25 protein-coding genes and 1 tRNA gene are annotated in these 26,965 nt (G+C 67.7%); 10 read left to right on the forward strand and 16 right to left on the reverse strand.

Annotated features, from left to right (window positions below):
* Positions 1-34: 34 nt before the first annotated feature.
* The gene (locus tag EEJ42_RS29685; protein WP_123104767.1) at positions 35-715 is read left to right on the forward strand and encodes a TetR/AcrR family transcriptional regulator; all 681 of its coding nucleotides are present in this window, start codon (positions 35-37) and stop codon (positions 713-715) included.
* A 247-nt stretch (positions 716-962) separates the two neighbouring features.
* Here EEJ42_RS29685 and EEJ42_RS29690 read toward each other — a convergent pair whose 3' ends face one another.
* Both EEJ42_RS29690 and EEJ42_RS29695 read right to left on the reverse strand, forming a co-directional pair.
* Entirely contained in the window at positions 963-1,364 is a 402-nt protein-coding gene (locus EEJ42_RS29690) for a PIN domain-containing protein (protein WP_123104769.1), read from the reverse strand.
* Positions 1,361-1,609: a type II toxin-antitoxin system CcdA family antitoxin gene (locus EEJ42_RS29695; RefSeq protein ID WP_123104771.1), complete on the reverse strand. Its 249-nt coding sequence runs from the start codon at positions 1,607-1,609 to the stop codon at positions 1,361-1,363. Before EEJ42_RS29695 ends, EEJ42_RS29690 begins: the two co-directional genes overlap by 4 nt.
* 2,137 nt (positions 1,610-3,746) lie before the next feature.
* Between EEJ42_RS29695 and hemC the strand changes: the two genes are divergently transcribed.
* Positions 3,747-4,682, forward strand: a complete 936-nt coding sequence (gene hemC / locus EEJ42_RS29700; RefSeq protein WP_123104773.1) for a hydroxymethylbilane synthase — start codon at positions 3,747-3,749, stop codon at positions 4,680-4,682.
* Here the strand turns inward: hemC and EEJ42_RS29705 are convergent.
* The 4 genes from EEJ42_RS29705 to EEJ42_RS29720 form a co-directional block, all read right to left on the reverse strand.
* Positions 4,679-5,650, reverse strand: a complete 972-nt coding sequence (locus tag EEJ42_RS29705; RefSeq protein ID WP_123104775.1) for a porphobilinogen synthase — start codon at positions 5,648-5,650, stop codon at positions 4,679-4,681. The two genes, hemC and EEJ42_RS29705, sit on opposite strands and share 4 nt — an antisense overlap.
* Positions 5,651-6,353: 703 nt before the next feature.
* A complete protein-coding gene (locus EEJ42_RS29710; RefSeq protein ID WP_123104777.1) occupies positions 6,354-6,734 on the reverse strand; it encodes a hypothetical protein in 381 nt (126 codons plus the stop codon).
* 52 nt (positions 6,735-6,786) lie between these two features.
* Positions 6,787-6,993, reverse strand: coding sequence for a DUF5999 family protein (locus EEJ42_RS51970; protein WP_123104779.1), 207 nt, complete (start codon positions 6,991-6,993; stop codon positions 6,787-6,789).
* 110 nt (positions 6,994-7,103) lie between these two features.
* Positions 7,104-7,592 carry an ATP-binding protein gene (locus EEJ42_RS29720; protein ID WP_246097476.1) on the reverse strand — a complete coding sequence of 163 codons (489 nt, stop codon included), beginning with the start codon at positions 7,590-7,592 and terminating at the stop codon, positions 7,104-7,106.
* Between the two features lie 405 nt (positions 7,593-7,997).
* Between EEJ42_RS29720 and EEJ42_RS29725 the strand changes: the two genes are divergently transcribed.
* The gene (locus tag EEJ42_RS29725) at positions 7,998-9,302 is read left to right on the forward strand and encodes an NsdA family TPR-like regulatory protein (RefSeq protein ID WP_184503335.1); all 1,305 of its coding nucleotides are present in this window, start codon (positions 7,998-8,000) and stop codon (positions 9,300-9,302) included.
* Here the strand turns inward: EEJ42_RS29725 and EEJ42_RS29730 are convergent, their stop codons facing one another.
* The 5 genes from EEJ42_RS29730 to EEJ42_RS29750 form a co-directional block, all read right to left on the reverse strand.
* On the reverse strand, positions 9,303-10,331 hold the full coding sequence (locus tag EEJ42_RS29730; protein WP_184503337.1) for an NAD-dependent epimerase/dehydratase family protein: 1,029 nt from the start codon (positions 10,329-10,331) through the stop codon (positions 9,303-9,305). It abuts the gene before it with no gap.
* 98 nt (positions 10,332-10,429) lie between these two features.
* A complete protein-coding gene (locus tag EEJ42_RS29735; protein WP_246097477.1) occupies positions 10,430-12,139 on the reverse strand; it encodes a relaxase/mobilization nuclease domain-containing protein in 1,710 nt (569 codons plus the stop codon).
* Entirely contained in the window at positions 12,139-12,780 is a 642-nt protein-coding gene (locus EEJ42_RS29740) for a MobC domain-containing protein (RefSeq protein ID WP_123104783.1), read from the reverse strand. Before EEJ42_RS29740 ends, EEJ42_RS29735 begins: the two co-directional genes overlap by 1 nt.
* 165 nt (positions 12,781-12,945) lie before the next feature.
* A complete protein-coding gene (locus tag EEJ42_RS29745; RefSeq protein ID WP_246097478.1) occupies positions 12,946-13,839 on the reverse strand; it encodes a DUF2637 domain-containing protein in 894 nt (297 codons plus the stop codon).
* Between the two features lie 260 nt (positions 13,840-14,099).
* On the reverse strand, positions 14,100-15,626 hold the full coding sequence (locus tag EEJ42_RS29750) for a DnaB-like helicase N-terminal domain-containing protein (protein WP_425472978.1): 1,527 nt from the start codon (positions 15,624-15,626) through the stop codon (positions 14,100-14,102).
* Between the two features lie 264 nt (positions 15,627-15,890).
* Between EEJ42_RS29750 and EEJ42_RS29755 the strand changes: the two genes are divergently transcribed.
* The 5 genes from EEJ42_RS29755 to EEJ42_RS29775 all read left to right on the forward strand — a co-directional run bounded on the left by EEJ42_RS29755 (position 15,891) and on the right by EEJ42_RS29775 (position 20,780).
* Complete coding sequence (locus EEJ42_RS29755) at positions 15,891-16,448, forward strand: helix-turn-helix domain-containing protein (protein ID WP_246097479.1); 558 nt, start codon at positions 15,891-15,893, stop codon at positions 16,446-16,448.
* A 153-nt stretch (positions 16,449-16,601) separates the two neighbouring features.
* Entirely contained in the window at positions 16,602-16,820 is a 219-nt protein-coding gene (locus EEJ42_RS29760) for a helix-turn-helix domain-containing protein (RefSeq protein ID WP_037954151.1), read from the forward strand.
* Positions 16,820-17,971: a tyrosine-type recombinase/integrase gene (locus tag EEJ42_RS29765; RefSeq protein WP_123104785.1), complete on the forward strand. Its 1,152-nt coding sequence runs from the start codon at positions 16,820-16,822 to the stop codon at positions 17,969-17,971. The genes EEJ42_RS29760 and EEJ42_RS29765 overlap by 1 nt, the downstream gene beginning before the upstream one ends.
* A gap of 278 nt (positions 17,972-18,249) precedes the next feature.
* Complete coding sequence (locus EEJ42_RS29770; protein WP_123104787.1) at positions 18,250-20,304, forward strand: GNAT family N-acetyltransferase; 2,055 nt, start codon at positions 18,250-18,252, stop codon at positions 20,302-20,304.
* Complete coding sequence (locus EEJ42_RS29775) at positions 20,301-20,780, forward strand: ASCH domain-containing protein (protein ID WP_246097480.1); 480 nt, start codon at positions 20,301-20,303, stop codon at positions 20,778-20,780. Before EEJ42_RS29770 ends, EEJ42_RS29775 begins: the two co-directional genes overlap by 4 nt.
* Here the strand turns inward: EEJ42_RS29775 and EEJ42_RS29780 are convergent.
* Together EEJ42_RS29780 and EEJ42_RS29785 are read right to left on the reverse strand one after the other, a co-directional pair.
* Positions 20,777-21,511: a hypothetical protein gene (locus tag EEJ42_RS29780; RefSeq protein ID WP_123104789.1), complete on the reverse strand. Its 735-nt coding sequence runs from the start codon at positions 21,509-21,511 to the stop codon at positions 20,777-20,779. The two genes, EEJ42_RS29775 and EEJ42_RS29780, sit on opposite strands and share 4 nt — an antisense overlap.
* Positions 21,512-21,835: 324 nt before the next feature.
* Positions 21,836-21,909, reverse strand: a tRNA-Gly gene (locus tag EEJ42_RS29785).
* A gap of 578 nt (positions 21,910-22,487) precedes the next feature.
* Between EEJ42_RS29785 and dcd the strand changes: the two genes are divergently transcribed.
* Both dcd and EEJ42_RS29795 read left to right on the forward strand, forming a co-directional pair.
* Complete coding sequence (gene dcd / locus EEJ42_RS29790) at positions 22,488-23,063, forward strand: dCTP deaminase (RefSeq protein WP_009716281.1); 576 nt, start codon at positions 22,488-22,490, stop codon at positions 23,061-23,063.
* Positions 23,064-23,069: 6 nt separating this feature from the next.
* Positions 23,070-23,570: a phosphoribosyltransferase gene (locus EEJ42_RS29795; protein WP_123104791.1), complete on the forward strand. Its 501-nt coding sequence runs from the start codon at positions 23,070-23,072 to the stop codon at positions 23,568-23,570.
* Positions 23,571-23,613: 43 nt separating this feature from the next.
* Here the strand turns inward: EEJ42_RS29795 and EEJ42_RS29800 are convergent, their stop codons facing one another.
* The 3 genes from EEJ42_RS29800 to EEJ42_RS51975 all read right to left on the reverse strand — a co-directional run.
* Entirely contained in the window at positions 23,614-24,591 is a 978-nt protein-coding gene (locus tag EEJ42_RS29800) for a Yip1 family protein (RefSeq protein ID WP_123104793.1), read from the reverse strand.
* A gap of 138 nt (positions 24,592-24,729) precedes the next feature.
* Positions 24,730-26,241, reverse strand: coding sequence for an FG-GAP repeat domain-containing protein (locus tag EEJ42_RS29805; protein WP_184503336.1), 1,512 nt, complete (start codon positions 26,239-26,241; stop codon positions 24,730-24,732).
* A 497-nt stretch (positions 26,242-26,738) separates the two neighbouring features.
* The coding region (locus EEJ42_RS51975; protein ID WP_221179442.1) for a hypothetical protein at positions 26,739-26,965 on the reverse strand (227 nt) is incomplete at its 5' end.

A 26,965-nucleotide genomic window follows, 5' to 3' on the forward strand; every position in this document is an offset into this window, starting at 1 on the left:
AGAAGCCAAGGTGTGTGACGAGAGGGGACGAGCAGTGCCGGAGTCCACGGACACGGGGCGCGAGGCCGGGGCGCCGCGGCGGCGTGGCGCCGAGTTGGAGGAGGCGATTCTGCGGGCGGCGGCGGACATACTGCGGGAGTCCGGCGTCCCGGGTCTGACCATGGACGCGGTGGCCCGGCGGGCGGGTACGAACAAGAACGCGATCTACCGCCGCTGGCCGAACCGCGTCGCACTCGGCGTCGCCGCGTACCGCCGACTGGCCGCCGCCGAGGCCACGGTGCCGGACACCGGCTCGCTGCGGGAGGACGCGCTGGAACTCCTGCGGCGTGCGAACAGCACCTGGTCTTCGCCGTACGGAGAGATCCTGCGCGGCCTCATGGCGGCGGCCGGCGGCACGCGGGAACTGGTCGCCGAGTTGCGCGACCCGTCAGCCGGCGGCGATACACACCAGGCGGCATGGCTGACGGTGCTCGGCCGCGCGGTGGCTCGCGGCGAAGCCGCACCCGAGGCACTGCATCCCCGGGTCGCGTCCGCCCCCACGGCACTGCTGCGCAACGAGTACATGACGCGGGGCGCCCCGGCCGTGCCGGACGCCACCCTCACCGAGATCGTCGACGAGGTCTTCCTCCCGCTGGTCCACGGCCGGAGCCCAGGTGACAGCCGGGATCGATGCCCGCGTCGCAGCCGACCGCAAGGCGGCCAAGATCCACGGTGAGAGCCCCGGGCCGCTGGCCTGGGGCTTTGTGGTGGAGCGGGTGACGAGAATCGAACTCGCGCTCTGAGCTTGGGAATCACGGGGCGGTTGGCACGGATCATGCCGGTGACCAGCGTAAATGAGTGCTGAGGGCGAGCTGGCGTGCCCGCCGCAGCACCCGTCGTTGATACCGCTGTTTACCGCTCTATCTGGTGCGCATCTGGTGCGTTGTCCACCGCGCATCTGTCTGTCCTAAGAACCCCGCACCTCATAGGACGATCAGTCGCACGCGGTCATCGCAGAGCTTGGCCATGTCGTCGGTGTCGGAGGTGAGTACCGCGACCGGTGGCGGCTGGCGTAGTGCTGCCTCAGCGACGGTGGCGTCGATCGCGTATTTGTGCCCGTGCAGTCCCGCTGACTTGAGTAGTTCAGCGGCAGCCTTGGCCGCCTGTTCGGTGACGGGTTCGACCTTGACCCGTGAGAGGGCCCAGTTCAGGCGTGGGAGGTTCACCCGCGAATGGCTGACTTCGACGATGGTGTTGGCGCTGACGACGAGATCAGCACCCATCCCGTGGAACACCTGAAACATCGCGAGAACTTTGCGGTCCTGGGCAACCCAGGCGGACAATCCCTGGGAGTCCAGGACGACGGTCTCGAGGTGTGTGCTCACGCGGCGTCCGTACGGCCGGCACGGTCGCCGGTGCCGAAGATCTTGGCGCGGGCTTCGGCCAGCTCTTCGTCTGTGAAGGTGCCCTGCTCCTCCTGATGGCGCCGCAGATCGTCGCCGAGGAGCTGGTGCCTGATCTGGCGGGCCACCGCTTCGGCCACATAGCCGGACACGTTGTCTGTGAGCTTCCTCAACTCGGCGACCTGCTCGGCGGGCAGGGTGACGGTGATGCGTGTTGTGGCGGACATGAGTCGAGCATACTCCAGTATGCGTTTGGTCGGGGTCCGGTTGCGAACGGATATCGCTGCGAAAACCAAACAAGGCCCGGGTCTGTGACCTGGACCTTTGCTTTGGAGCGGGTAACGAGAATCGAACCCGCGCTCTGAGCTTGGGAATCACTGAGGCTTGTGGTGGCTGCAGGCTGCTGATCAGGTAAAACCCACCTAGAGCGAGGTGGTGGGTCGGCGTGGCCGCCCTGTCATTGACCGCTGTTTACCGTCCGGAAGGGCACGGATGAGGCACGGCAGCGCCGAAGTGCGAGGACCGCGATCCTGCTCTTACCTGCTCGGTGTCTTGCGTTGTTGCATATTGGATCTACCTTGCAGGTGCAACCCTGTGTGAGGGGTCCAAGGTGTAGTCAGCGACGTGGGGCATGATCAACAGTAATTGGCAATTCTGCTCCTGGCGTGCCCGGCCAGGGGTAGGAGGATGCATGATCGCGTCATAGTGTGGATAGACGCGAAGGTGCAGTTTGTTGCGGTTTGGTCAAATGGGCTGGCTGCTGGCCGGCCTGGATTCCAGGTCACGTCGAAGCTATTCGGCCAGGGTGGCAAGTATGCGATGCCGTGGGCGACGTGGTGTCGACAGGTTTTGTCGGACATTCTTAAACGGAATGGCTGCTTCTTGTTTTGTTTGGTGCATTGCGGCGTCGCCCTCCTCGCTTTAGGGTCATTCTTGCGTCAATCGCAATATCCGAGAACGGGCACCCCTATGCCTTGTGGAGGTATGCGAATGGCATTTCTGGGTAAGCTGGCCAGAATAGGGCTTGTCGCCGTTGCGCTCGCGGCAATCTCCTCTCCCGCCCAAGCGAGAGTGGCTACACCTGACTACACGGATACCTACGAGAAAGTCGGTAGCTAGTACTATCCGATAGGGTCTTTCCCGTGTTCGGAGTATGACTGGTACTATCCGTCATGGCCCATCAATATGGTCGACAATAGCGGATGCGACCGTCGCGTGTGGATCCACTCGAACATCGATAAGACTGGGACCGAGTACTGTATAGGTCCGGGGAAGATTAGGGTGGGTATCCCCACAATCGCCCAGCCGGGAGTTTTCGCTGTGGGCGCCAAGAAGTCTTGCCCGTAGTTCCGGCTCACCCATGTCGACGCTGTGCCCTCTGATGGCGCTGGGTCATCAGAGGGCACAGTCGTGACCTGGTATGGATTCATCCTGTTGGGAGATGGCTGGTGTTCGTAGAGAATGATGAACATGCAATTGGTGTATGAGTATGCTGAGACAGAATCAGAAGAAGTTGATCTGCATATTCAGCGAGTGGAGAACGTAGGGAATTCGCTGGAAATTCTTCCGCGAAGTGTCACCAACTTTTCCATTTCATGGGTGGATTATTTAAGCTGGGGTATCGAGCATGATTGTGTGAGTCCAGTTAGGCTGCGTGGAGTTTTCCCTTCTCGTCGCGCTTTTGATCTGTCTGTTGACTCAACGGGGCGTGGTGAGTCAAGCCTCTTGCGTGAGGAGAATATTTCTCGGACGGTCGAGGTTCCGGCAAAGATGACGCTGGAACTTCACGTGGTTGGGACCCAGTTCAGCGATCGCGCTTATGTGCGCGGCGATGTGGTGGGAAGGATTTCAAGTTTGCATATCGCGAATATTCGTGTGAAGGCTGTAATGCAGACCTTCGATGGTGATCATGTCAAAACTGAGTATATCGATCNCAGACCTTCGATGGTGATCATGTCAAAACTGAGTATATCGATCGCTGAAGCGGTCCGGGTGGTTCACCTCTGCCCGGGCAGGGTGCCGGACTCGTTGTCCCAGTAGGTGGTGGATCTAATTCGGCAGCCGTTGGCCGGATGTCGCATGCCATGGCCCTATCGCCTTGAAGGTTGCCGTGATCAAGCCACGTTAACCTCCGCTTACCGCCGTGGAGGGCGCGGGTGGATCTCGATGGAAGCCGGTGTTGGCCGGTTTTGCCTGTCTTCAACGTCAGTGTGTGCGCCGCTCCTGGGCGGAAGACCTCCTGTGGCGGGATGGATAGTCGAAAAGGAAGGTGCCGTAGATTATGCCGACGATTGGTCGGCATAAGGGCATGCTTGCAGGGAGTACGATGTCTGACGATCTATCGCCTGTCGGGAGTTGATCGCTGTGGATACGTACTTCGTAGGCTCGCGTGCAAGTAATCTGGCCAAGGCTCAGGTGCGGGAATACCTCGCTCCCCTGCGCCAACGATTCCCTGGTATCGCCTTTACTCACCGAGTGATTCTCGAAGGGGGCGACAAGGACCGGAAGTCGCTGCTGTCGGACATCTCGGCTGTAAGCGGTGGCAGCGCGTTCAGCAGCGAGCAGGAAGCCGCGTTGGCTCGTGGGGATGTGGATGTGGTCATCCATTCCCTGAAGGATTTGCCTACGGCGAATCCGCCGGGCCTTGTTCTGGTGCCTCCGCCGGGCCGGGAGGATGCGCGGGACGCCCTGTGCGGATCCACGCTGGCCGGGCTGCCCAAGGGTGCGAGTGTGGGTACGGGTGCTCCGCGGCGTATTGCCCAGCTGCTTGCGGTGCGGCCTGACATTGAGGTCGTGCCGATTCGGGGTAATGTCCCGCCGCGGCTGAAGAAGATCGAGACCATGGGGCTTGACGCCGTGGTTTTGGCGGTCGCGGGGCTTCGACGTCTCGGGCTGGACGACGCTATCGGTGAGATTCTGCCCGTCGATCTCTTTCCGCCGTCGCCGGGTCAAGGGGCGCTTGGTATTCAGGTGCGTGAGGAAAGCTCGGCGATTCAGGAGATCCTGTCCACGTCGGGGGATCCCGCGGTTGACGCTCAGGTGCGGGCCGAGCGTGCATTGCTTGCTGAGTTGCATGGCGGATGCAGCGTGCCCGTGGGGGCGTATGCGGAGGTCCGTGCGGATGGATCGCTTTCGCTTTATGCGCAGGTGACGTCGCTTGACGGGACCCGTCAGGTTTCCGGCTCGCTTTCCGGGCCGCTCGGTGAGCCGGAGAAGCTTGGAGAGGCCCTGGCCGGAGAGCTGATCGGCCAGGGCGCGCGTTCTATTCTTGGCGAGATACGGGCCGAGGCTGCGGTTTAGCCGCTGAGCTGCCGGGCGATGTCCAGGGCCGCGTACGTGACGCTGGCGTCGGCTCCGGCGCGCTTCAACATCGTGAAGAGTTCGATGAGCCTGCGGACGTCTCGTCGGCCGGTCTTGGCGTCGAGGGACGTGAGCGCGGTGTACTCGCCGGAGACCGAGAACGGGAAGAGCGGCGCTCGGGTGTGCTGCTTGAGGTGGGTGAGCACGTCGGCGGTGAACATGGCGGGCTCCAGCAGGAGCATGTCGGCACCGTCTTGGACGAGCTGGAGTGCGGCGTCGATGAACTGCTCGGGCTTGCCGGGGTTGATCTGGAACTCGCGGTCGACGCCTGCCTTGGGTGTGGCGCCCATGGTGCGGCGAAAGCCGTCGTAGAGGCTGCTCCAGAAGATCACGTGGGGCATGACGGAGACGCTGCCGTAGCCCTGGTCGTTCAGCGCGGTGCGGGCGCCTTGCGTGGTGCCGAGCACCATGGAGGCCGGGCCCACGATGTCGGCCCCCGCAACCGCGTGTGCGACGGCCTGCCGGGCGGTGACATCGATCGTGGCGGGGATGTCCGGGCGGCCCTGTACGTCGGTGACGTAGCAGAGCCCGGAGTCGGTGTACGAGCACAGGCACGTCTCCGTCATGACCGCGAGGTCCGGTTCCGTGTCCTTCGCGGCGCGGACGGCCCGGGCCATGAGTGCGTCGGGTACGAGCGAGATCTCGCCTGTGGCGTCCCGTCGGGCGGACTCGGCGAAGATCTTGACCGATCGGATGCCGTGTAATCGGGCCTCGCGCATCGCTGCGGGGATTTCCGGAACCGTGAGGGTCGGCATGGGCCGGTCGGCCTGCTTCTCGGTGACGAGCAGCACCATGGAAAGGTCCGCGGGGGTGAGTGCCGGACCTTCCAGGAAACGGCGGATGGCCGGACGGCTTCGAAGTGGACTTGTGGTGCTGCGACTTCGTGCCGGTGGCGCGGTAACGCTCATCTGTCCCTCATTTCGTTGGGTGCGCGGACGCACTGGTCATCGGGCGGGTCGTCGCTGGCGCTGGCTGGGGTGACGATGGCGCGCGATCAGGTCGGACACCTCGTCGCCGTCATCCAGGGGTGCTGCCAACGCGTCTCTCCCTCGTGGTGGTTTGGTGCGGGTCCCGCCTCGTGCTGTTGACCTGCCCTTGCGAGGTCGGGGGAGCCTCCAGTTCAGACAGCGGAGACGGGACCCGAGACCCGCCCCGGCCACCAACGTGCCTTCCTCGCCGCATGGCGAGGCTTCCTGCGGCGTCGGTGGCCGGAGCGGGGGTATATGGGGTTCGTTGCCGTGGCACCGAGCGTGTTCTCGTGCGGGGGTGGGAGGTGTACGGGCCAGACGGTCAGGGAGTAGTGACCGGTGTGATCGGCAGCAGATAGCCGGAAGGGCCTACCTGCCGCGAGCTGGGCCATGGCGGTTTCTTGCTGCCCCTCGTCGTCGCACCAGGTACGGAAGAAGGCCGGCACATCAGGCAGGTCGTCGCTCACCCGTTGCATGCGGACGCTGCCGAGCCAGGGCGCCTCGGGGCTGGGGTCCAGCCCCTCCGCGATGTGAAGCGCGTGTCTACGGAGGCATCGCAGGGCGAGTCGGGGGTTTCGGGCGTCGTGATGACCCAGAACGACACGCACGACTTGGCCGTCCACCGGCCCTTCCCCGGCGATCTCTACCCGGTAGCGGAGCACGCCGGTTCACCTCCCTCCAGAGCAGCCATGGGGAGGAAGTGCACGGGGCGTGCGTGCCAGACGAAGGCGTGGGGGCCGGCGACGAGGGGGAGTGTGAAGTCCTCGCCACGTTCGAGTGCTGCGGCGGCGTCGCGCCACCCATCGGACAGCCAGTCCCAGAGGTCCGCGAGCAGAGGTTCTCCGAGGGCGGAGGCGATGACCCGCATTTGTGTGCGGGCCCAGTTGATCGCCGAGGTCGGCACGGCGGATGCGCATGTGGCGAGGCGTTCTCCGTCGGCCCCGCGCCACTCGCACCAGAAACCGGGTGTGCTCGCCATCGGTGTCGAGATGGCGGAGACGGTCCAGTCCCGGTCGGCTGCCATCACCGGACTTCCCCCGGATGGGAGCGGGTAGTAGGGGGGAGCTGGTCGTTCTTCATGCGGCAGCCGCGCTGTCCGCAGGAGGCGTCGGGCGGTGAGGGCGCACAGTCTGTCCGTCCGGCAGCAGCTCACCGGTGTCTTCGAAGAGCAGCACGCCGTTACACAACAGAGCCCACCCCTGCACGTCGTCCCGCATAACGGTCCTGGCCGCCTCGCGGTCGGACGCCTTTGCAGCGGGACAAGGGGGATCGTGCCGACACATCGTGCTCTTCCTCTCCGAGGTGTTCGTGCGGGGTGGGGGGTTGAGGCTTTTTGGCCGCGCAGGTCGCGCAGGGGAACGCTGATGCCTGCAAGTAGTCAGCCCTGGGGTCGTCAGCAGCTCCCGGCCGGAGTGGTGGGGATCTTGCACCAGGTGCTGGCGCCGTCGGGGCTGAAGCCCCAGGTGCCTCCGTGCTGCTGGGTGATGCACTGAACGAGTTGGAGGCCGCGGCCTCCCTCGGCGTCGTCATTCGGTTGCTGGATCTGTGGGAAACGGCCGTTCCTGTCGCTGACACCGAGTCGCAGTACGCCACTGCCGAGCCGGAGCGTCATGGTGATTTCGGTGCCGCGGCTGTGCTTGATGGCGTTGGTGACGAGTTCGGAGACGAGTAGTTCCACGTCATCGGCCAGCTCGGGAAGACCGCAGTACGCAAGGCGTGCCTTGGCCAGGCGGCGCATCTGGCCGACGCGTCGTGCGTCCTTTTCGGGGACGACGTCGTGCTCGCCGCGCCCGCTGATGGTGAAGCTCGTGGTCATGACGTCCTGCTCGCGGGTGAGGGCGAGCGATGAGGAGGTGGACGGGCCCGTCGTAGTCGCTGTCATCTTGATTCGCCGCCTGGTCCGAAGGACTGCTGTCTGCCGACTCGCTGGAGCGGCCCTGAGCGGGAGGCCGTAGCAGAGGGCGGCGTGGGGCAACTCCTGCCTGACCCCGCCTTTTCCAAGGCGGGGGCTGAGGGCACGCATGTCTGCCATGGCCGATCCTCCCGTCGGGTTCGTTGCGCATCGCCGCGCCTTGCCGCTGGGTTGGATCAGAGTGGAGCGGACCAGGATGGCTCCGCCATGTCCGGCGAGGTGGCCTGTGACGCTCGTTCGAGCGATGAAAGTGGCTCGAAGGTGGATTCCAAGTGGCATGCCTCCGTACGGTGTTGCATGCCATGCGTGCGCGGTATTCCCTCGGTGAGGGATCAAGCGGCGAAGGTGGGAGGAGCCGTGCCACAACCGGCCACGATGCTGAAAGCGCTGGTAGACCAGCGAAAGTGGCGTTACGTCGACTTCGCCCGAGCGTTCGCCGCTGCGGCCGATGAAGTTCTGGGCTTGGGTCCTGGGAATCCGACGGTGGGTGAATCTGCGTTCCGTCGCTGGACTGGCGGCAAGCTCCGCGGTCTGCCGGGCGCTGACACCTGCCGCGTGCTGGAAGCCATGTTCCAAGTACCGGCCGAGACGCTGTTCGGGCCTCCGCCCAGTGCCAACGATCCCGCCTTGCCCACGTTCGACCTGGAAGCCGAGATCGCTATGACCGCACGAGATGCCCAGGAAGATGCCAACGCCGCCGCGGCGTCGTCCATCTCTGACACCACGATCGACCAGCTGCGCGACGACATCGTCGCTCTGGCCGGGGCCTACAACCGCAAGTCCTCCGCCGAGGTGTGGACCGAGGCCCGCCGGCTGAGGGAGGAAGCGGAGACTCAACGCGACCGCACCCGGATTCCAGGCCAGCAGCAAGACCTCTTGGTTCTGGCCGGGCAGGCATCCGCTCTCCTGGCCACCGCTGCCTTCGACATGGGATCACTGGCGGGTGCGAAGCGGCTCGCGCGTACGGCCGCGCTCTACGGGGAGAGTGCCCGCTTCGGCCCCCTGCAGGCGTTCGCCGCGGGTGCCCTCGCGTACATCTCGTACTTCAGCGCGACGCCCAGCGAATCGGTTCGTCTAGTGCAGCGGGGCTTGATGTGCGCCGGACTGGGTGACACTGCCGTTCGCAGGCTCCGGGCGATCGAGGCCCGGGCGTACGGGCACCTTGGCGACACAGCGTCCGCGCAACGCGCTCTTGAGCTGTCCGAGAGCGCCAGGTCGGGCCGGACGGACGACCTGCACGAAGTCGTCGGAGGCGAGTTTGGATTCAGCGACGAGCGGCTCGCGATGTCGAACAGCAGCACGGCACTTCTCGTCGGCAACGGCGAGCAGGCGGAGGTCAGCGCGCTGCGCGCCCTGGAACTTCTCAACAGCAAGCCGGCGAGCGCTCGCTCCGCGCGAGTTATGGGAGGTGCCGCGGCTGATCTGGCCATGGCCCGGCTGCTGCACAACGATCTCGAAGGGGCCGCCGAAGCGCTCGCAAAGGTGTGGGACGTTCCGGTGGACCAGCGGGCCACTGGTCTGCTGCGCCGGGTCAGCCAACTGCGGAGCGCGCTGACCTTGCCGCGCTACCAAGGCGCGGCCGTGGCCGGTGACCTGGCCGAGCGCATCGAGGGCTTCGTCCTGGCGTCATCGGCGCGGTCGCTCGACGGTCCGTACGGGCCCATAGCGCTGGAGCCCTGATCACAAGCCTGATGACAAGGAGGCCAGGACCTTGGCCTCCTTGTCGCGGTCGATGCCGTGCTCGGCCCACCGAGGATGGTCCACTGGGCGGCCGTCAGCGGCCATCCACTCCCAGGTGTCCCGGATCGTCTCTCTGAGCGGGCGGCACCGCAGCCCCGCAGCAACGGCACGACCGGCGTCGACCGCCCAAACCCCGGCATGCGTGCGCCAGAGCGGCAGCTCCGTCCACTGCCGCACTCCCTGGGCGGTCAGTGCCTCCGGCGAGGCCCACACTGGCTTGCCCGCTCCGCCGGTGACCGCCAGACACTCGGCGAGGAACTCCTGCATCGCCAGCCCGTCGGGGTGCGCGATGTTGAACCCGCCATGACTCTCACCTTGCGCTTGATCGAGCGCGAAGGTCGCCACGTCGCGCACGTCAACGGGCTGGATGCGGCGATCGGCGGGGGCGGGCGCGAGGAGAGGCCCGCCCTGCCGGGCCCGGTTCAGCCACCACGGCAGTCGGCCCACATACTCCCCCGGGCCAAGAATGACACCCGGGCGAAGGAGCACCACCCGATCCTCGCCGAGGGTCTGGGCCACTGCCCTCTCGCCGCCGACCTTCTGGAAGCCGTAGATGGTCGGGCTGCCGTCCTCACCGGTATACCCGTACGTCTCGTCCGCGTCCGCCGGGCACTCCAGTAGCGGAGAGTCTTCCGTCAACGTCAGGTGCGGCCAGCCCTGGTAGACAGACACGGTCGATAGGTGGACCCACCGTCCGACGGCATCCTTCAACGCAATTGCCGACACCAGGACATCACGCGGGGCCAGGTCCGAGCTGGACGTATCGATGACGACGTCCCAGGGGCCTTGTCCGGCCAGGCGCCACAGATCTTCCTCGACGGTCCTGTCCCCGTGCACGGGCCGTACACCCGCCACGTCTGTGCCGGACCGACCGCGGTTGAACGTGGTCACCTCCCACCCGCGCGCCAGCGCGTCCTCCGCGATCTGCTTCCCCAGGAACCACGTTCCGCCGATCACCAGAATCTTCATGGCGCTGATCCTGCCCGCGTTGCGACCTGCCTGCACAGTCCGGTTGTCATCACCGCGTGGTCGGCTGGCTGAGCCCGGGGCTATTCGTTCGGCCAGACTCAGCGACGTCGGATCCGCGCTTCCACCGGGTCAGGACGCTGATGAACGATCTGCTTCGGGTCGGTGGGGTGAACGGTCCGCATGCGGGTGCGTGCCTGGGCGGCTCGCGCTTGGGCGCTGGGGGCCTGCCTTTGGGAGAGGCGGAGGATACGCCAGGTGAGGACTTGTGCGGCCGAATGGGCGTCGTCCAGGGTGCGCTGGCGTGCGACGTGTTGCAGAAGACGCTCCGGTTCATGTCCGGCTGTCTCGGCGTCGGTGAGGACCGTGACGAGTGCGGCCCAGGCAGGGTCGTCGAGGACCTGCTCCGCGTAGTCGGGCACGGCGACTCGGATCTGCCGGGCGTGCCGTTCGACGGTGGGCGCCGAGTGGCGGCGCCGTGCGAGGGCGGCCAGCGGTGCGCGTGCGGCTTGTTGGTAGGCAGTCTGGAGATGAGTCAGGGCCTGGTGGGCGGCGGTGACCTGCTGGTTGTGTTGGCGGAGCTGGTGCCAGTGGGCGGCGGCGGTGACGACCAGGAGGGCGACGTCGAGGAACATCGCGAGGCCGGACCCGTCCCCGGTGACGGGAGTCGAGCGCAGGGCGCGGATGGCGCTGCGCAGGGCGCGGGCCTGGTCCTGTTGGGCGCTGATGCGTGAGCGGGTGGCGCGTTCGAAGGTGATGGCGGCCTGCCGGAGCTGGGGTCGGAGGTCCTTCGGGGCGAGGAGTGGCAGGGCGTCGAGGGCTTCGCCGAAGGCGGCGATGTGGGCCTGGGCGGCGGCGTCGTCGGCTTGTGAGAGGCGGTGGGGGATGCGTTCGGCGGCTGCGGTGGCTTGGTGCCAGAGGTTGGGACGGTGGCGGTTTTCCGGTGGGGTGGTTGGTGGGGTGTCGAGGTCGGTGAGGCGTTCGCGGATCTTGGGGAAGGACAGGTCGGGGGCGAGTTTGGAGCCGGAGTGCCAGATCGGGTCGCCTGCGGCGTTGGTGTCGCCTTCGAGAGCGACCTTGTAGCCGCGTATGTCGCCGGACGGGAAGTACTGGATGTCCAGGTGCACGGTGTCGGTGCGGGCGAGGATGTCCAGGAATTCTTCGGGGCTGGTGGCGACGGAGACCGCGGTGCGGACGGTGGAGCGCAGGCGCTCGCGGGCGGTCTGTTGGTGGCCGGTGCGGTGGGCTTTCTCCTGCTCGGCCCGGGTGGGGCGTTTGGCGGCGGTGCGGTCGCCTCGTATGACCTGCTGGAGGCCGTAGTCCTTTTCGATGGCGGCCAGTTCTTTGTCGGCGGTGAGGTAGTCGTTCCAGTGGCGGGCGGTGCGCAGGTCGCCGCGGACCTTGGTGGCGGCGATGTGGATGTGGTCCTCCGCGTGGCGGACGGCCACCCAGCGACAGCCGTCCGGGTCGCCTTCGGGGGCGATGCCGGTGGCGGCCACGATGCGGCAGGCGATCGTCGCCCATTCGTCGTCACTGAGGGGCCGGTCCTCGGGGGAGGCGCGGATGGAGCAGTGCCACACGTGCTGCGTCGTCGCTCGGCCGAGGCGCTTGGCATGATGGACGCGTAGGTCGAGGTCCGCCACGAGGAGTTTCCTGGTGGCGTGGAAGTCGTTGCTGCGGCCGGGGTCGGGGGCGAAGCCGTCCCAGGAGGCAACCAGGTGCGGGTCGTTGTGCTCGTTGGCCCGGCCGGGGCCGTAGAGGTACCTGATCAGGCCGGCGGTGTCCTTGCCGCTGCTGATCTTCGCGATCATCAGGCCGCCTTCGCGGAGACGGCGTGATTCATGACCGCCGCGATGTCCTGGATCGTCACGCGGACGGTGTTCAGAGTGCTCTCTGCCCGGGTCAGGACGGTGATGTCCACAGGGTGTGGATCGCCTCCGGAGTTGAGGCGGAACGCGATCTGATTGACGTTGTTGCCGATCGCGGCGATCTGAGCGCGCAGGGAGGCGAGCTCGTCGATCACGTCGTCGAACTGGGTGCGCTGGCCGGGGAGGTGAAAGTCGCCTTCGAGGTAGGCCATGACCACGGCGCCGACGAGATGGGCACCGGCGATCTCCATCTCCCGGGCCCTGGCCATGATCGCGTCCTTCTCGTCGACGCTGTAGCGGACATCGACACGCTCCTTGCGCTGGACGTCTTCGCGGGCACGACGGCGGGCGACACGATGCAGAGCGTCGTCAGCGCGGGCGACGGGCGACTGCCCGGACACGTCAGCGGGCTGTTTCTCCTCGGGCACCCCCTGGTGCCCGAGGTCCTTCGCCACCCCCGGGGCGGAGGTATCCGCGTTGGACCGGCCCTTGGACGGTCCAACGCCATACCTTGCTGCGCTGGTGGTTGCGGTCGTGGACATCTCCTCCTGATCGACGGTGGGTTCGTGGTGCTGGTCATGCATGCGGCGGTGCTCCGTGAGGATTTCGGATGTGGGGCTGGCCGATGAGCCGAGAAGTTGGGCTGGTGTCCGTGGTTCGTGGACGATGCCCGGAGTCGATCCGCGTCCTGTCCGTCGGGCGGTCAGTGGTTCGGTCGGGTCTCAGGTTTCCGGGATGCGCTGGTGGCTTCAGGGACTGACCCCTGAACCTGCCTCGGTCTCCTGCTCTTCTGCGGTGACGCCATTGACCTGCGAAGACTTCCGGTCAGTCGGCGCAGGCGGTACCGGTCGATCGGGTGTGCTGGGGCTGCGTAGGGCGTTCATGACCTGGGTCAGCCGGTTCTGGCTGATGCGGTGACCGGCGGCGCGGATGGTCCGGCGGACGGTTTCGCGGGTGGGCTTTTCGTCCGCTGTGAACAGTGGCCGTGCGAGGTCGACCAGTTCGTTCAGGTCGGCGGTGGTCGGTCGGCCGACGCGGCGCGGGCGGCCGGTCCCGCCCTGCTCCCCGGGCTCCTCGTACTGGTGCTTGCCCTGTTCGTCGTCCTCGCTGGGAGCGGGGGAGTCGTCCGGTGTGGGCGGCGATTGCGGTGGTCGGTTCGGCTGCCGGTGGTTGTTCGGTTGCTTCTGGGAGATGTGGCGGGCGATGAGGATGTGGAGGTGGACGGCTCCGGCGAGTGCGAGCGGGGCGAGTGTGGACAGGACGCCGACGGTGGTATCGCCGAGGTGGAGTCCGCCGGGTGGGGCTTGCTGGTTGAGGCGTATGGCGTGCAGGGCGTTGGCCCAGACGCTGGCGGTGGTTGCGGTGCCGAAGAGCGTCCATATGTAGAGGCGGGCGGAGAAGGGCGCGGCGCGCAGGACGAGCAGGGCCCGGACGCCGTAGGCGATGAACCCATCGATCACGAACGGGAAGAGGTAGGTCAGGAGTCCGCGGATGTGGATGGCGGTGGCCACCTGCTGCAGGGCGTCGTAGGAGAGAGCGCAGCCGGCTGCGCCGAGGGTGGTGATCGCGGCGCGGTCCCAGCCGCTCAGGCGTTCGGCGGTGGGCTGGAGGCCGATGGGGGCGGTGGTGGTGTGGGTGGTCACCAGACGTGTGCTCCGTGAGGTGGTTCAAGGGTGTTTCTGGAGGGGGCACGGTCGTTCACGGCGGGGGCGTACACGCGAGCCCCCTTCTAAAGGGGGGGCTCGCGCGTGAACGCTCAGCGCGTGTACGGCGTGTACGGTGCCGTGATCGTTTGACCTGCGGTTTTGCCACGAGCGTGACCGGTGTGAGCGTTTTTCGCGGCTGTGCCCACGGAAGGGTGCGTGAACGCTTCCGTGAACGGTCGCCTCGATTGGTCGCGCGGTCAGGAGACGGCGGCGATGTGGCGCGCGGAGGCGTGGTAGCGGGCCTGCTGCCCGCCTCCCGTGCCGCCTGCGATGCCCTCGGCCTTGGTGGCGAGTCCGGCCCTGACCATGCTGTCCAGGGCCCGCCGTGCCTTCTCGACGGCGGCCCGGCCGGGGTTGTTCTCGCCGGTCTGGGCAGCGGCCAGGTCACGGACGCTGAGACCGCCTGGGGCGGCGCGCAGGATGGTGATCGGGTCCAGCGCGGGGTCCAGGGTGGTGGTGCCGCGTGCGTGATCGTGGATCAGGTGCAGCGGACCGATCTCACCGGTGGGCGTCTTGAGGTGGTGGAGGGTGACGGCGGGGTCACCGGCCTCGCCGGTGATGAACAGGACGCTGCCCGCGCCGGAGGTGATCCAGGTGGAGCCGTAGACGCGGTCCAGAGCGGGGCGGGCGTCGCGCGGAGTACCGTCCTGGGCTTTGCGCTGGTGGTGCAGCTCCATGATCTCGACGCCATTGCGGATGGCGCGCATGCGGGCGTTGTGGAAGGCGACGGCGAGGGCGTCGTCGACGAGGGTGCTGACCGCGTCCTTCAGGCTGTCGATCACGATGGTGTCGGCCTGGTGGGCGGCGGCGAGGTCGGCGAGGAGGTCGGGCTCCTTGTCGAGGGTCGCGGGCAGAGGGCCCTGCCACACAGCGAGCCGTTCACGCAGGACCGCCGCGTCGGCCACGCTGACGCGGCGGGCCATGGCTTTGGCGATCTGCATGGGGCGATCCATGGCCAGGTAGAGCACCCGTTTGCTGGGAGCGACCGGCATGTCCAGGACGGTGTCCTCCAGGCCCAGGCGCGCGAGGATCACCTGGTGGGCAAGGGTCGTCTTGCCGACGCCTGGTGATCCGACGATCATCAGGCTTTCGCCGGAGGCCCAAGCGCTCTTCTCGCGCGTGCCCCACAGCGGTTCCCTGTCCGCCCCGGTTTCGCTGACGAACCGCCATCCGTCGATGAGGTAGCGCGAGAGACGTCCGCAGCCGGAGGCCAGGGCCCGCTCGCGTTCGGCGCGAAACTCCGTCTCGACGCCGGAGCGGATCTCGTCGGGGTCGGCTCCTGGTTCCAGGGAACGCTGCACCGTGCGTATGCCCTGCTCGCGAAGACGACGCAGGCTAGCCTTGGACCGGATGATCTCCGCGTAGTAGGCGGCGCTGCCGACCGAGGGCGGGGCGCCGTAGAGCTGGTGCACGTACGCCACTCCGCCGACCTTGTTGATGTCGCCCTGGCGGCGGAGGAGGTCGCTCACGGCGATGGGGTCGGTCGGCTTGTCCTCGCCGCGCTGGGTGAGGATGGCTCGCCAGATCGTCTCGTGGGCGGGGCGGTAGAAGTCGCCGTCGTCCAGCATCTGCCGTATCTCGTCGATCACGGTGTCGCCGTGCATGCAGGCGCCGAGAACGGCCTGCTCGGCGTCCGTGTCATGCGGAGGCTGCGCCGTTTCGTCGTGTGGCGGCATGTGGCCTGCCGCCTCGGGGGATGGCGTGGCGGGATAGGCGTTTGCCATACTTGCGTGGAGCTCCTCTGCTTGCGGGCCACATGGGACGGCAATCCCGGCCTCGCAGGTTGATCGCTAGGGATGGCGGTTGAGAGGTTCGCGCTTTGGCCCCCGGCGTGGCATCGCTGGGGGCTTTCGCGTGTGCGGTGCAGGGGTCTGGCGGTCTCCTACGGTCTGGTGCGGGGCGGTGCTACCACTATGCCACACGAATTGCAGATTGCAGAAGTGTCTTGCGTCTCGCAGAAGCCATGTTAAGATTGAGGTGTTCTGCAAATGGCAGGGCACTTCTACCAGTGGAAGGAGGGGGTCATCGTGGGCGACGACGCCGCGCAAGCGGTCCTGCTCAGCGGGGAGGAGAACGTCGCTGTACGGATCAGGCTCGAACGCGAAGCGCGCGGCTGGAGCACCAACGCCCTATCCGATCGCCTCAACGAGGCCGGCTTCGAGATGAACCCGTCCGCGGTCTGGCGCATCGAGAACCGCAAGCGCCGCATCAACCTCGACGAGGCCATCGGGTTCGCGGAGGTCTTCGGTCTCGAACTGCGCAACTTCGTCGGGCCCCCACAACTCGCTGCCAAGGCACGCGCCATGGAACTGATCGATGCCGTGGCCGACACCTTCCGCGAGAGCCAGCGTGCCAACGCCGAGCACGCGCGCGCACGTGATGCCCTGGACGCCTACCTCGCCGAGCACCCCGACATCCGCGAGGAAGCGGAAGTCATGGTGTCGAACGCCATCGCCCAGGCCAGCGCCAGCCACCTGATGGAGACCTACGGGCCCCCGGCCCACGAACACGAGGCCGAGCAGGACGGCTCCGCTCCTCAGTCCTAGCCTCGGCTCCCCTCGCAACCGCCATCCCTCACGATCGACCGAACCGGCAGGCCGGTGTTGCCGCACCCACGCCTGCCACGAGAGGACTCACTCCCCTTGCGCCGACATGCAATACCCCATGCCTCCCAGCAGGCCGCGCGCACCGGAACGGAGGTGAACACATCTGATCGCCTGCTCACCGTGGAAGAGACGGCCGAGCGGCTCGGCACGGGCGTGCGCTTCGTTCGGCGGCTCATCGCCGAGCGACGTATCCGCTACGTCAAGATGGGCAAGCCCGTCCGCATCCCCGAGAGCGTTCTGGCCGAATACATCGAGGCTCACACCGTGGCATCCCGCCGCGACATGCGCTCGCGCTACCGGAGGGTGGCCTGATGGCGGGACGCAAGCCGCAGCGACGGCGCGAATTCGGCACGGTGCGCCAACTGCCCTCGGGCCGCTGGCAGGCCCGGTACTGGGCGCCGGACGGGGCCCGGCGGAAGGCACCGGAGACCTTCGCCACCAAGACCGACGCGCAGACCTGGCTCACGCTGACCCAGGCCGACATCGAGCGCAATCTCTGGGTCGATCCGGAAGTCGGAGCCGTGAACTTCGAGGCGTACGCGCTGACGTGGGTGGAGGAGCGCGGCCTCTCCGCCACCACCGATGAGCTGTACCGCAGGCTCCTGCGGCTGCACATCCTGCCCGCCTTCGGGGACATGGACCTGGACGAGATCACGCCGCCCGGTGTCCGGAGCTGGCGGGCCGAGCGGCTCACGGCGACGGGTGCGACTACGGTCGCCAAGTCCTACCGGCTGCTCAAAGCCATCATGGAGACTGCGGCCGACGACGAGCTGATCCGCCGCAACCCCTGCCGGATCAAGGGCGCCGGTACCGAGAAGGCCAAGGAACGCCCGACCGCAACGGTCGAACAGGTCGATGCGCTCGCCGACGCCGTGGGACCGCGGTGGCGGCTGATGGTGTACTTCGGCGCCTACGGCCCCATGCGCCCAGAGGAGCAGGCAGCTCTCCGGCGGCCTGACATCACGCTCGACCCTCTCGCCGCGCAGGTGCGGGAAGCGGCACCTGAGCTGACCACCGGCCGCCGGGTCGAGGGCGACACGAAGTCGGACGCCGGTGTGCGCACCATCTACCTACCGGGCTTCCTCTACATCGAGGTGAAGCGCCACCTTGACTGGTTCGCCGAGAAGGAGCTCAACGGCCTGCTGTTCGTTGGTGAGAAGGGCGCCCCGTTCCGGCGCTCCTCCTTCGGCCGCAAGTGGCGCAGGGCCCGTGCCAAGGTCGGGCTGCCGGAGGACTTCCGCTTCTACGACCTCCGCCATACCGGCCACACCCTCTCCACCCAGTCCGGGGCAACGCTCAAGGACACGATGGTCCGGGCCGGGCAGTCGTCGGAGAAGGCCGCGCTGATCTACCAGCACTCCGACGAGGAGCGGCAGCAGGAGGTCGCGGAGGGCATCGACGCAAGGGTGCGTGCTGTGCGCGATAAGGCTCACTCCCGACCACCGCAGGCGCGGGAAGCCTGATGAGAGGGTGGGGCGAGCGGACGCGCCCCAGCCCGCCTCAGCGAGGGGCGACAGAGCTACGCGAAGACATCGTGTGAGTGGCCAGGCGCCCCACCGCGAGAACGCGGGCGTAGCCACAAAGGCGACAGGCTCAGTGGATGCGTAGATGCGTGATCAGTAGTGGAAGGGCGCTCACGGGCGCCCTTCCGCGCCGTGGCGGTCTTGGCCCGATTCATCTTTCCCTGTGTACTTGCCCGAGTTGAGGCTGGTCATCGGCGGCCTTTCCGGGAGGGGGACGTATGGCGATCAAGGTGCTGTCCGTGTCGGACTCGCAGGACGAGTTGGTTGATGCGGCTGTAGCGCTGGGGGACCGGTACACCAAGACGCTGGGGCTGATGACGCCGCCGGCGTATCGGAAGATGGCGGCGGACGGCGGTCTGCTCGTTGCCGTTGAGGACGGTGCGGTGATCGGGTACGCCCTGTTCGGTCTGCCGAAGCGAAGTACCCATGTGCGGCTGGCGCACTTGTGTGTGGCCGAGGAGCATCGACGCAAGGGCGTCGCAAGCCTATTGGTGCAGGCGATCAAGGATCGGAACCCACAGCGAGTCGGGATCAAGGCGAAGTGCCGTCGGGACTACAAGCTGAGCGGAATGTGGCGGAGCCTCGGCTTCGTCCCCCGCGGAGAGACCCTCGGCCGAGGACGTGACGGTGAGACCTTAGACGGCTGGTGGCTGGGTCTGGGGCACCCAGATCTGTTCACCGATGCCGAGAGCGACGCCCTTCTGGTGGTGGCCGTGGACCACGGCGTGTTCGCGGACCTCCGTGGGCATACGCCCCCTGATGGTGCCGAGGAATCTCAGACCTTGGACGCCTCGTGGCTGTCGGACCTCATCGAACTCGCTTACACGCCGCAGATGTTTCACGACTTGCGGGACGTTGACGACGCTGCCGAACGTAAGCATCAGCGGGCCGCTTTGAGCGGACTGCGGGAGCTCACTCCTGAAGTTGAGGCCGTGGCCGCGCGATGCGGTGAGCTTCTGCAGGCGGCGCAGCAGAGCCAGCCAGGTGTGCCGGACGATGGTTCGTTGAGGCGACGCCTGCGGTACGTAGCCGAGACGTCCTGCGCCGGCCTCCAGGTCATCGCCACCCGCGACACGTCGTTGCTTCAGTTGGCCGATGTGGCCTGGGAGATCGCACGCGTTCATGTGGTCTCACCAGCGGTCGTGACGCTGCACGTCGACGAGCTACGCCAGGCCCAGGTGTACCGGCCTGCCGACCTGATGGGTACGGACTTCCGTTCTGGTGAGGTGGCTCCCGACGCGGAGGATTCGCTCGTCGCGTTCTTCGACCAGTCCGGCAGTGACAGCGGTTCGGCGTTCGCTGAGCGGCTGCGATCGTTCGGCCACGGCTCGGTCGTCTGGCGACGGGAACTGCTTCGTGATGGGGAAGGACACCCGGTCGCTTTGTACGTGTGGGGCATGGACGGGCGCGCGCTGAAGGTTCCGGTGCTGCGAACAGCAGCTCACCGGCTGGAAGAGACGCTCGCCCGTCAGTTGCTTTTCCAGTTGAAGGGGCTCGGGCGCGACTGCGGCGCGGAGACGGTGCACATCACGGATGCCCATCTCTCGCCGGCTGCGAAAGCTGCTGCGGGTGACGACGGGTTCTTTCCGTACGAGGCGGGGCTGGCCGCGTTGGTGGTGGACGTATGCGGAAGCGCCGAGGAAGTGCAAGCGGCTGCCAGCAGCTCCTCCCGGGAACTCGGTCGCAAGCAAGTGGAGCTGGGGCCGGGCCTGCCGGCGGAGGTGGCCAGTAGCGTCGAGCGTGCCTGGTGGCCGGCCAAGGTGATCGACTCGGAGATGCCGTCCTTCCTCGTACCGATCGAACCTCGCTGGTCGACCGAACTCTTCAACGTCCCCGCCATGCTTCTGCCGCGCAGTGAGGTGCTCGGCATCAGCAGGGAGCATGTCTATTACCGGTCCTCCGGCCGCCGAGGCGAGAGTGCTCCTGGGCGCCTGCTCTGGTACGTAAGTAAGGGTGCCAACGGCCAGGAAGGTCAGATGGTGATCGGCAGCTCGCGGCTCGATGAGGTGGTGATCGACACACCTGAAGCCCTCTTCTCGGGGTTAGAACACTTGGGCGTATATGGTCTGGAACAAGTCCAGGCCGTCGCCACGTCCGGCCACGCGATGGCGTTGAGGTTCTCGGACACCGAGATTTTCCCGAGGTCGGTGAGCTTGAAGCGTCTGGACTCGCTGGCCAAGCGCCTGGGGCTAACGTATTCGCTGATGTCGCTGTCGAAGATCAGCAACGAGCTGTTCCAGGCGGTCTACCAAGAGGGGCACCGAAGGACGTGAACGATCTGGAACGCGCGATGCTGCTGTCGGTCCACCCCCGCTTCGCCACGGCGATCCTGGCAGGCAGCAAGACCGTGGAGGTCCGGCGCCAGCGTGTCGCGGCGCTGCCGGGCACCCCAGTCCTGCTCTACGCCACGGCGCCGACCATGGCGCTGGTGGGCATGGCGCACATCGCCGCAGTCCAGGTCGGGACCCCACGGCAGGTATGGTCCGCCGCCCGGGCGCAGACCGGCATCAGCCGCCGCGAGTACGACCAGTACATGAGCGGAGCCACGCAGGCGTCGGGCATCACGTTGAAGGAGCCGGTGACCTTCGACGAGCCAGTCCCGCTCGCCGCCCTGCGGGCTGCCGGCACATTCCATCCGCCCCAGAGTTACCGGTACCTGAAAGCCGACGATCTGCGCCAGGTCACGGCGGCGGCGCCTGTTGCCGATGCTGCGCTCAGCAAGGTGCTGAGCGACTTGGTGCCTGCCTAGGGCTGCGTGGTGGCCTCCAGCCGTTGCACAGCGTCTTCGTGGTCTCGTAGGTGTGGCGTCATGACCCATAGATCCTCGCGAAACGGTTCGAAGCCCAACGATTCCCACGTGCGCTGAACTGCAGCCTTCTCCCGAAGCACCCGGGCCTCGTCATCGCGTTCGTCAACGGGGATGTCGATGGGGAACGGGTGGGTTGCTACGAGGGTGGCGTGTACGGATGTCCAGCGGAGCATGCGAGCGATCAGCAGGCGTCCGACTCCGCCGAGACCGCGCCATGCCGGCGCGATACGGGCTCGGTCGATGATGACGACCTGTGTGCCTGTGACCAAGCACTCGTCCAGGTCCGGGTGGAGACCCAAGTCCCCTGACGAGTCGAAGAGCCCGGCGAAATGCTCGTAGTCGGAGTCGCGTGCGTCCAGCGAGTCGTAAATGCGGCCGATGCGCCACAGGTCCAACGTGAGGCCGGACATGGAGAAGACGGTCAACTCCGTGCTGTCGTCGTGAGCCGTGCGAGACAACGACACGTCCTGAGCCAGAAGCCGTTGGTTGGCGGCCGCCTCCTCTTCGTCGTCGGCCTCCCACAGGGGCAGCACGGCGCGGCAGCCCCACTCCAGCGTCGCGGGGTCGTCGTCAGCGTCCATCGCGACCAGCGAGGCGCTGGAGTTGAAGCGCAGTTGCAGACGATGGAGGGATGGCAGGAGGGCGGCTCCGGCCGGTGCAGCAGCGGTCATGGACCGTCACGCTAGACCTGTCAGGGAGATCGTTGAGGCGTTTCGGCGGGTAAGGGGCTACGTCATCGGGTCGCCTGACCGCAGAGCGCGGAACGACTGGCGCTTTGCGGGCGCAACAGCACGCCGATGCGGCAGAGAGTGGCGCAGGTCACAGAAAATGCATCTCACTCTGCGAGATTGACATGAACGCGTCGCCTCGCGCGGGGCTGCGTCGTGCCCTTCGGCGGTGTTTCGTACGTCAGTTAGGGCACGCGGAGGGCACGGCGACCTCCGAGAGGTCTAGACAACAAGCAAGGCCCAGGTCGCTGACCTGGGCCTTAAGTGTGGAGCGGGTGACGAGAATCGAACTCGCGCTCTGAGCTTGGGAAGCTCATGTTCTACCATTAAACTACACCCGCGAGTAGGCCCCGATCTCTCGGTGCCGCATCGTCGCTCACTGTACCTCATGGCTGACCCCCGGCGCATTCGCTGTGGGGTTTTCGTGCTTTTCGGGGGTGATGTCAGGTGGGTGGAGTGGCGGAAGGTGCTGTGGGGGTGCGGGAGTTGGGGCGTACCGTGGGGGGCGGAGTGCCGCGTGGAGCGGTGTGCGGTTGATCCCCTAATGTGGCTTTTGTCGTCCGCGTCGTCCACGTTTATGGGGAAGGGACTCAATGGAGCGCACCGTCGTCCGTTGTGCCGAAGGGCATGTGTTCAGCACCGCTTCGTTCCCGATGCGGCACCTCACGGTGGACCGCATCGGGCCCGGGCGGCTGCTGCGGTGTCCGCGTTGCGCCAGGCTCCGGCATGCGGTGCCGGTGGGGCGCGAGGAGCGGTAGGGGCCGCAGGGGCAGCGGGTAGTTGCGGTAGTCGAACGAAGATCGTGGGCGCGGGCCCGGTCCCCGGTGGGGCCGGGCCCGCGTCATGGGAGGCGGGCCGTCACGCGCGGTGGGACCGGGCCCGCGCCGTGGGGTGGGGGCGGTTTGCGTATCCTCGTTCCGTGCTTCTCTCAGACAAGGACATCCGGACGGAGATCGACGCCGGACGGGTGCGGATCGATCCGTATGACCCGGCGATGGTGCAGCCGTCGAGCATCGACGTCAGGTTGGACCGGTTCTTCCGGGTCTTCGAGAACCATCGCTATCCGCATATCGATCCGGCGGTGGAGCAGCCGGATCTGACGCGGCTGGTGGAGCCGGAGGGGGATGAGGCGTTCATCCTGCATCCCGGGGAGTTCGTGCTCGCCTCGACGTACGAGGTGGTCTCGCTGCCCGTGGACATCGCCTCGCGGCTCGAGGGGAAGTCGAGCCTGGGTCGGCTGGGGCTGCTGACGCACTCGACGGCCGGGTTCATCGACCCGGGGTTCTCGGGTCATGTGACGCTCGAGCTGTCGAACGTGGCGACGCTGCCGATAAAGCTGTGGCCGGGGATGAAGATCGGGCAGCTGTGCATGTTCCGGCTGACCTCGCCCGCCGAGCATCCGTACGGCTCGGTCAAGTACGGCTCCCGCTACCAGGGGCAGCGTGGGCCTACGCCTTCGCGTTCGTTCCAGAACTTCCACCGGACGAAGGTGTGACCGCCGGTGACGAGTGAGGGGCGGGAGAATCTTTCGTACGAGCGCTTCGGCACGGCCGTCCGCGAGCTGGCGCAGGCCATCGCGGACGACGGGTACGAGCCGGACATCGTGCTGTCCATAGCCCGCGGCGGGGTCTTCGTCGCCGGCGGGCTGGCGTACGCGCTGGACTGCAAGAACATCCACCTGGTGAACGTGGAGTTCTACACGGGGGTGGGCACCACCCTCGACATGCCGGTGATGCTCGCGCCGGTGCCCAACGCGATCGACTTCTCCGACAAGAAGGTGCTGATCGCGGACGATGTCGCGGACACCGGCAAGACGCTGAAGCTGGTCCGCGACTTCTGCCTCGGGACCGTCGCCGAGGTGCGCAGCGCCGTGATCTACGAGAAGTCGCAGTCGCTCGTGAAGTGCGAGTACGTGTGGAAGCGCACCGAGCAGTGGATCAACTTCCCCTGGAGTGTCGAGCCGCCCGTCGTGCGGCGTGACGGGCAGGTGCTCGACGCGTAAGCGTAAGGGGCAAAAGGCAAGGGGCCCGGGTCGGGCCCCTTGCTTACAGGGTTCCCAGCTTCAGCAGCGACAGCAGCGCGATCAGCTGGATCGCCGACGCCCCCAGCGCCTTCTGCCACGGCAGGTCGTGCGACTTGCTCACCATGGACGTGAACAGCGCGCCCGCCGCCAGCCAGGTCGCCCAGCCCAGCACCTGCACCAGGGGGCTGTCGCCGCCCAGGAAGAGCGCGAACAGCAGCCGCGGCGCGTCGGTGATCGACATGATCAGCATGGAGAGGCCGATCGTCGGTCCCCAGGTGCCGTCGCCGCCGAGCTGGCGGGCGAGGGTGTGGGTGACCGCGCCGAGCACCAGGGCGCTGATGACGAAGGCGACGCCCGCGCTGAGGATCCACGGGATGCTGTTGGCCATCGGGGCGTTCAGGACGTCCTTACGGGCGTCGTCGAAGCCGAAGACCGCCAGCAGGCCGTAGACGAAGGTCACGATGAGGGCCGGGACCCACACCGTGTAGTCGCGCATCTGCCAGAAGGTGGCCGACGGGCGCAGCACGATGCCGCTCAGCAGCTGCTTCCAGTGCAGCCGGGGACCGGCGGGCGGGGCGGTGGAGGAGCCGGCGCGGTAGGTGCTGCCGTCGTCGTACGAACCGGGGCCCTGGCCGTACGGGTCGTACGCGTCGGGCGCCTCGCCCACGCTGAACGCCTGCGTATGGCCGGCGTTGTTGTCGGCGTACGCCCCGGGGCCGCCCGGCCCGCCGGGTCCCGGTCTGTAGCCGCCCTGACCGCCCTGGCCGCCGCCGCCCGGGCCGTAGCCCTGGTCCGGGCCCGGTCCGCCGCCGGGGCCGTAGTACGGGTCCTGGCTGCCGAAGTACTCCGGCTCTCCCTGTGTAGCGGGCTGCTGCCACTGCGGCTGCGTCCGGCCGTACGGGTCCTGCGACCCGTGCGGCGGCTGCTGCGGTCGCTGCTGCTGCCCTTGTTGCGCGGAGTGGGAGTCCCGTCCGCGTCCGATCCTGAATCCAGCCACCATTCGAACGTACCCGGTCGCGGAGGGTGGGGTGCCGGAGCGGAGGGACAGGCCCGGCATTGCTGCCGAGCTGTGACATCCCTTAGGGGGACCCCGGGGGGTTATCCCCCGTGCGGACCTCCGGTTGCTGTTATCCGATCGCTAACGGGCCGCCGCCAAGGGCCTGCTGGAGAAGGTGATCTTGTCGCGGGTGCCGTTCGTGATCCACCACCGCTCGGGCCGTTCGCCGTACAGGGAGAAGGCGATGCCCGGTCCCCAGGCGAGCACGATCTCGTCCTTGCCGTCGTGGTCGAAGTCCGCCGCGCCGTAGAGCCGGGCGGCGCGCTCGTCCTCGCGTACGGCCTTGCCGTCCACCCGGGCCGGGACGGTGCGGGCGAGGGTGTGGCGGGCGGTGGCGAGACGCCCGGGGCGCGGGGCCAGCATCCGGGCGCCGCCGGAGCCGAGCGGGACGGCCAGCTCGTCGGCGCCGTCGCCGTCGGTGTCGGCGGCCATCATCATCCCCGACATGCCCGGCACCGGGAGGGAGGGGGAGGAGCGGGCGTAGCGGCCCGTGGCGGTGCCGTAGTAGACGCTCACCGTGCGGCCGATGTCCGGCTTCTCCGTCGCGTCGCCGCCCTCGTCGGCGCGGGTGCCGCTGGCGCCGACGGCGACGTCCCGGCGGGCGTCCCCGTTGAAGTCGCCGAAGGTGATCGAGTTGCCCTTGCGCAGCGCGCGCCCGGTGTGGCGCAGCCCCTGCGGGCCCGCGGTCAGGAGGGTGGAGCCGGACTGGGCGGCGGCGCTGAGCCCGTGCACGACCAGGTCGGTGGGGCGGTCGCCGCGGATCCGGTCGGCGACGAGGTCGCCGATCTCGGCGTGCCCGCCGCGGAACGGGCTGCGGTACGGCACGGTCCTGGCGGGCTTGCCCGCGCGGCTGAACGGCCCGTAGAGGACGAGGAACGAGCGGCGGTTCGCGCGGACCAGCGCCAGGTCGTGGTGGCCGTCGCCGTTGAAGTCGCCGACGGTCGGGCGCTGGGGGTCGACGGAGTCGGTGGGGCCGGTGAGCTGGACGCGGGCGGCGGAGCGGGCGTGCGGCGGGCCGCCCGCGCTGCCCCAGGCGATGTACGGGGCGGTCCGCACCGTGGCGCGGGTGCGCTTGGCCTCGGCGGCGCTCAGCCGCTCGCCGCCGGTGGTGGTCACGTCGGCGTAGCCGTCGCCGTCGAGGTCGGCGGTGGTCACCTCGGTCGCGCCCGCGACGGCGACGTCGTCGGCGGGCAGGCCCAGGTCGGCCCGCCGGAGGACGGTGCGGGTGCCGGGGTGGAGGCCGTCGTGCGAGCCGTGGACGAACGCGATCCGGCTGGGCAGGCCCCGCTTGCGGGGCGGGACCGGAAGCTGGAGGTCCGGGTAGCGGTCGCCGTTGACGTCGTCGGGCAGCTTGCTGCCCTTGCCGCGCGGGACGGGGGCGGTCGCGGACCCGGCCCCTCGGGAGTCGCCTCCGCCGGGCGCGGCCCCGCCGGAGGCCGAGGCGTGGGACCCGCGTTCGTCCCGTGGCCCGTCGCCGGAGCCACCCGCGCCGCATCCGGTGAGCAGCGCGAGCACCCCGGCCCAGACCCCGAAGGTCGTGAGGGCGGCGCGGCCGAGGGGTCGTGTGGGGGTGGGGGGAGGCGCGGGCGTCATCGGTCACCCCTAACCCATGCGGCACGGCCGCGGCAACCCGCGCGGGGCGGCAACCCGCGCGGGGCGGCAACCCGCGCGGGGCGGCCGTGGCACGAGGTCCCGGCGGTCCGGGAGCCGGAGGGTTCCGGAGGTTCCGGGAGTGATCAGTCCGCTTGACTGTAAAGATGACCTTTGGAGCACAAGGGCCGTCCAGGACATTTACCTACCCATGGGTGGGGCATGATCCTGTGTGGATCCACGGGGATCCACAACCTTGTTGTGAGAAGGGATACTTCACGGCCAGGATCGGTACATGTTCGAAGTGGGCGAGCGGGGGCTGCCATGTGCGTATCGCACGATGCATCAGTGACGGGTGAGGCACCGAGACCCATGGAGGGTGCGAGCGGGGTGTAGGCGCGATGTCGGACGGGAGTGGCCGGCCGGCAGCGGCGGATGCCGCTCGCCCGCCACAGCACGAGGGTGCTAGAAATAACGACATGGCCGGACTTTTCGGTCGATCACGGGTCCCCTTGGCCCGGACCGTGACCGACTGGCGGAATCAGCGCGGCCATCAGGGCCCCCGCCATCAGCGGAATGCCCGCGAGCGGAACGGGCACGACCCCACGGTGCACGAGACCGAGGAGCACCGGACGGACCAGGTGCGGAAGGCGCACCACCCGCACGAGCGGTACGAGGGGCGCGGCCCCCGCCGGGGCCGCCGGGGCGGTCGGCCGCGCCGTCGCCC

Source organism: Streptomyces botrytidirepellens (genome assembly GCF_003721215.1).
GTDB classification, from domain to species: Bacteria; Actinomycetota; Actinomycetes; order Streptomycetales; family Streptomycetaceae; genus Streptomyces; species Streptomyces himastatinicus.

Coding starts and splice junctions, on each gene's coding strand:
- EEJ42_RS29695 (WP_123104771.1), bottom strand. CDS start 1,609: ATGTCCGCCACAACACGCATCACCGTCACCCTGCCCGCCGAGCAGGTC.
- EEJ42_RS29705 (WP_123104775.1), bottom strand. CDS start 5,650: ATGAGCGTTACCGCGCCACCGGCACGAAGTCGCAGCACCACAAGTCCA.
- EEJ42_RS29710 (WP_123104777.1), bottom strand. CDS start 6,734: ATGGCAGCCGACCGGGACTGGACCGTCTCCGCCATCTCGACACCGATG.
- EEJ42_RS51970 (WP_123104779.1), bottom strand. CDS start 6,993: ATGTGTCGGCACGATCCCCCTTGTCCCGCTGCAAAGGCGTCCGACCGC.
- EEJ42_RS29720 (WP_246097476.1), bottom strand. CDS start 7,592: ATGACAGCGACTACGACGGGCCCGTCCACCTCCTCATCGCTCGCCCTC.
- EEJ42_RS29725 (WP_184503335.1), top strand. CDS start 7,998: ATGCTGAAAGCGCTGGTAGACCAGCGAAAGTGGCGTTACGTCGACTTC.
- EEJ42_RS29730 (WP_184503337.1), bottom strand. CDS start 10,331: ATGAAGATTCTGGTGATCGGCGGAACGTGGTTCCTGGGGAAGCAGATC.
- EEJ42_RS29735 (WP_246097477.1), bottom strand. CDS start 12,139: ATGATCGCGAAGATCAGCAGCGGCAAGGACACCGCCGGCCTGATCAGG.
- EEJ42_RS29740 (WP_123104783.1), bottom strand. CDS start 12,780: ATGCATGACCAGCACCACGAACCCACCGTCGATCAGGAGGAGATGTCC.
- EEJ42_RS29750 (WP_425472978.1), bottom strand. CDS start 15,626: ATGGCAAACGCCTATCCCGCCACGCCATCCCCCGAGGCGGCAGGCCAC.
- EEJ42_RS29755 (WP_246097479.1), top strand. CDS start 15,891: ATGGCAGGGCACTTCTACCAGTGGAAGGAGGGGGTCATCGTGGGCGAC.
- EEJ42_RS29765 (WP_123104785.1), top strand. CDS start 16,820: ATGGCGGGACGCAAGCCGCAGCGACGGCGCGAATTCGGCACGGTGCGC.
- EEJ42_RS29770 (WP_123104787.1), top strand. CDS start 18,250: ATGGCGATCAAGGTGCTGTCCGTGTCGGACTCGCAGGACGAGTTGGTT.
- EEJ42_RS29780 (WP_123104789.1), bottom strand. CDS start 21,511: ATGACCGCTGCTGCACCGGCCGGAGCCGCCCTCCTGCCATCCCTCCAT.
- EEJ42_RS29800 (WP_123104793.1), bottom strand. CDS start 24,591: ATGGTGGCTGGATTCAGGATCGGACGCGGACGGGACTCCCACTCCGCG.
- EEJ42_RS29805 (WP_184503336.1), bottom strand. CDS start 26,241: ATGACGCCCGCGCCTCCCCCCACCCCCACACGACCCCTCGGCCGCGCC.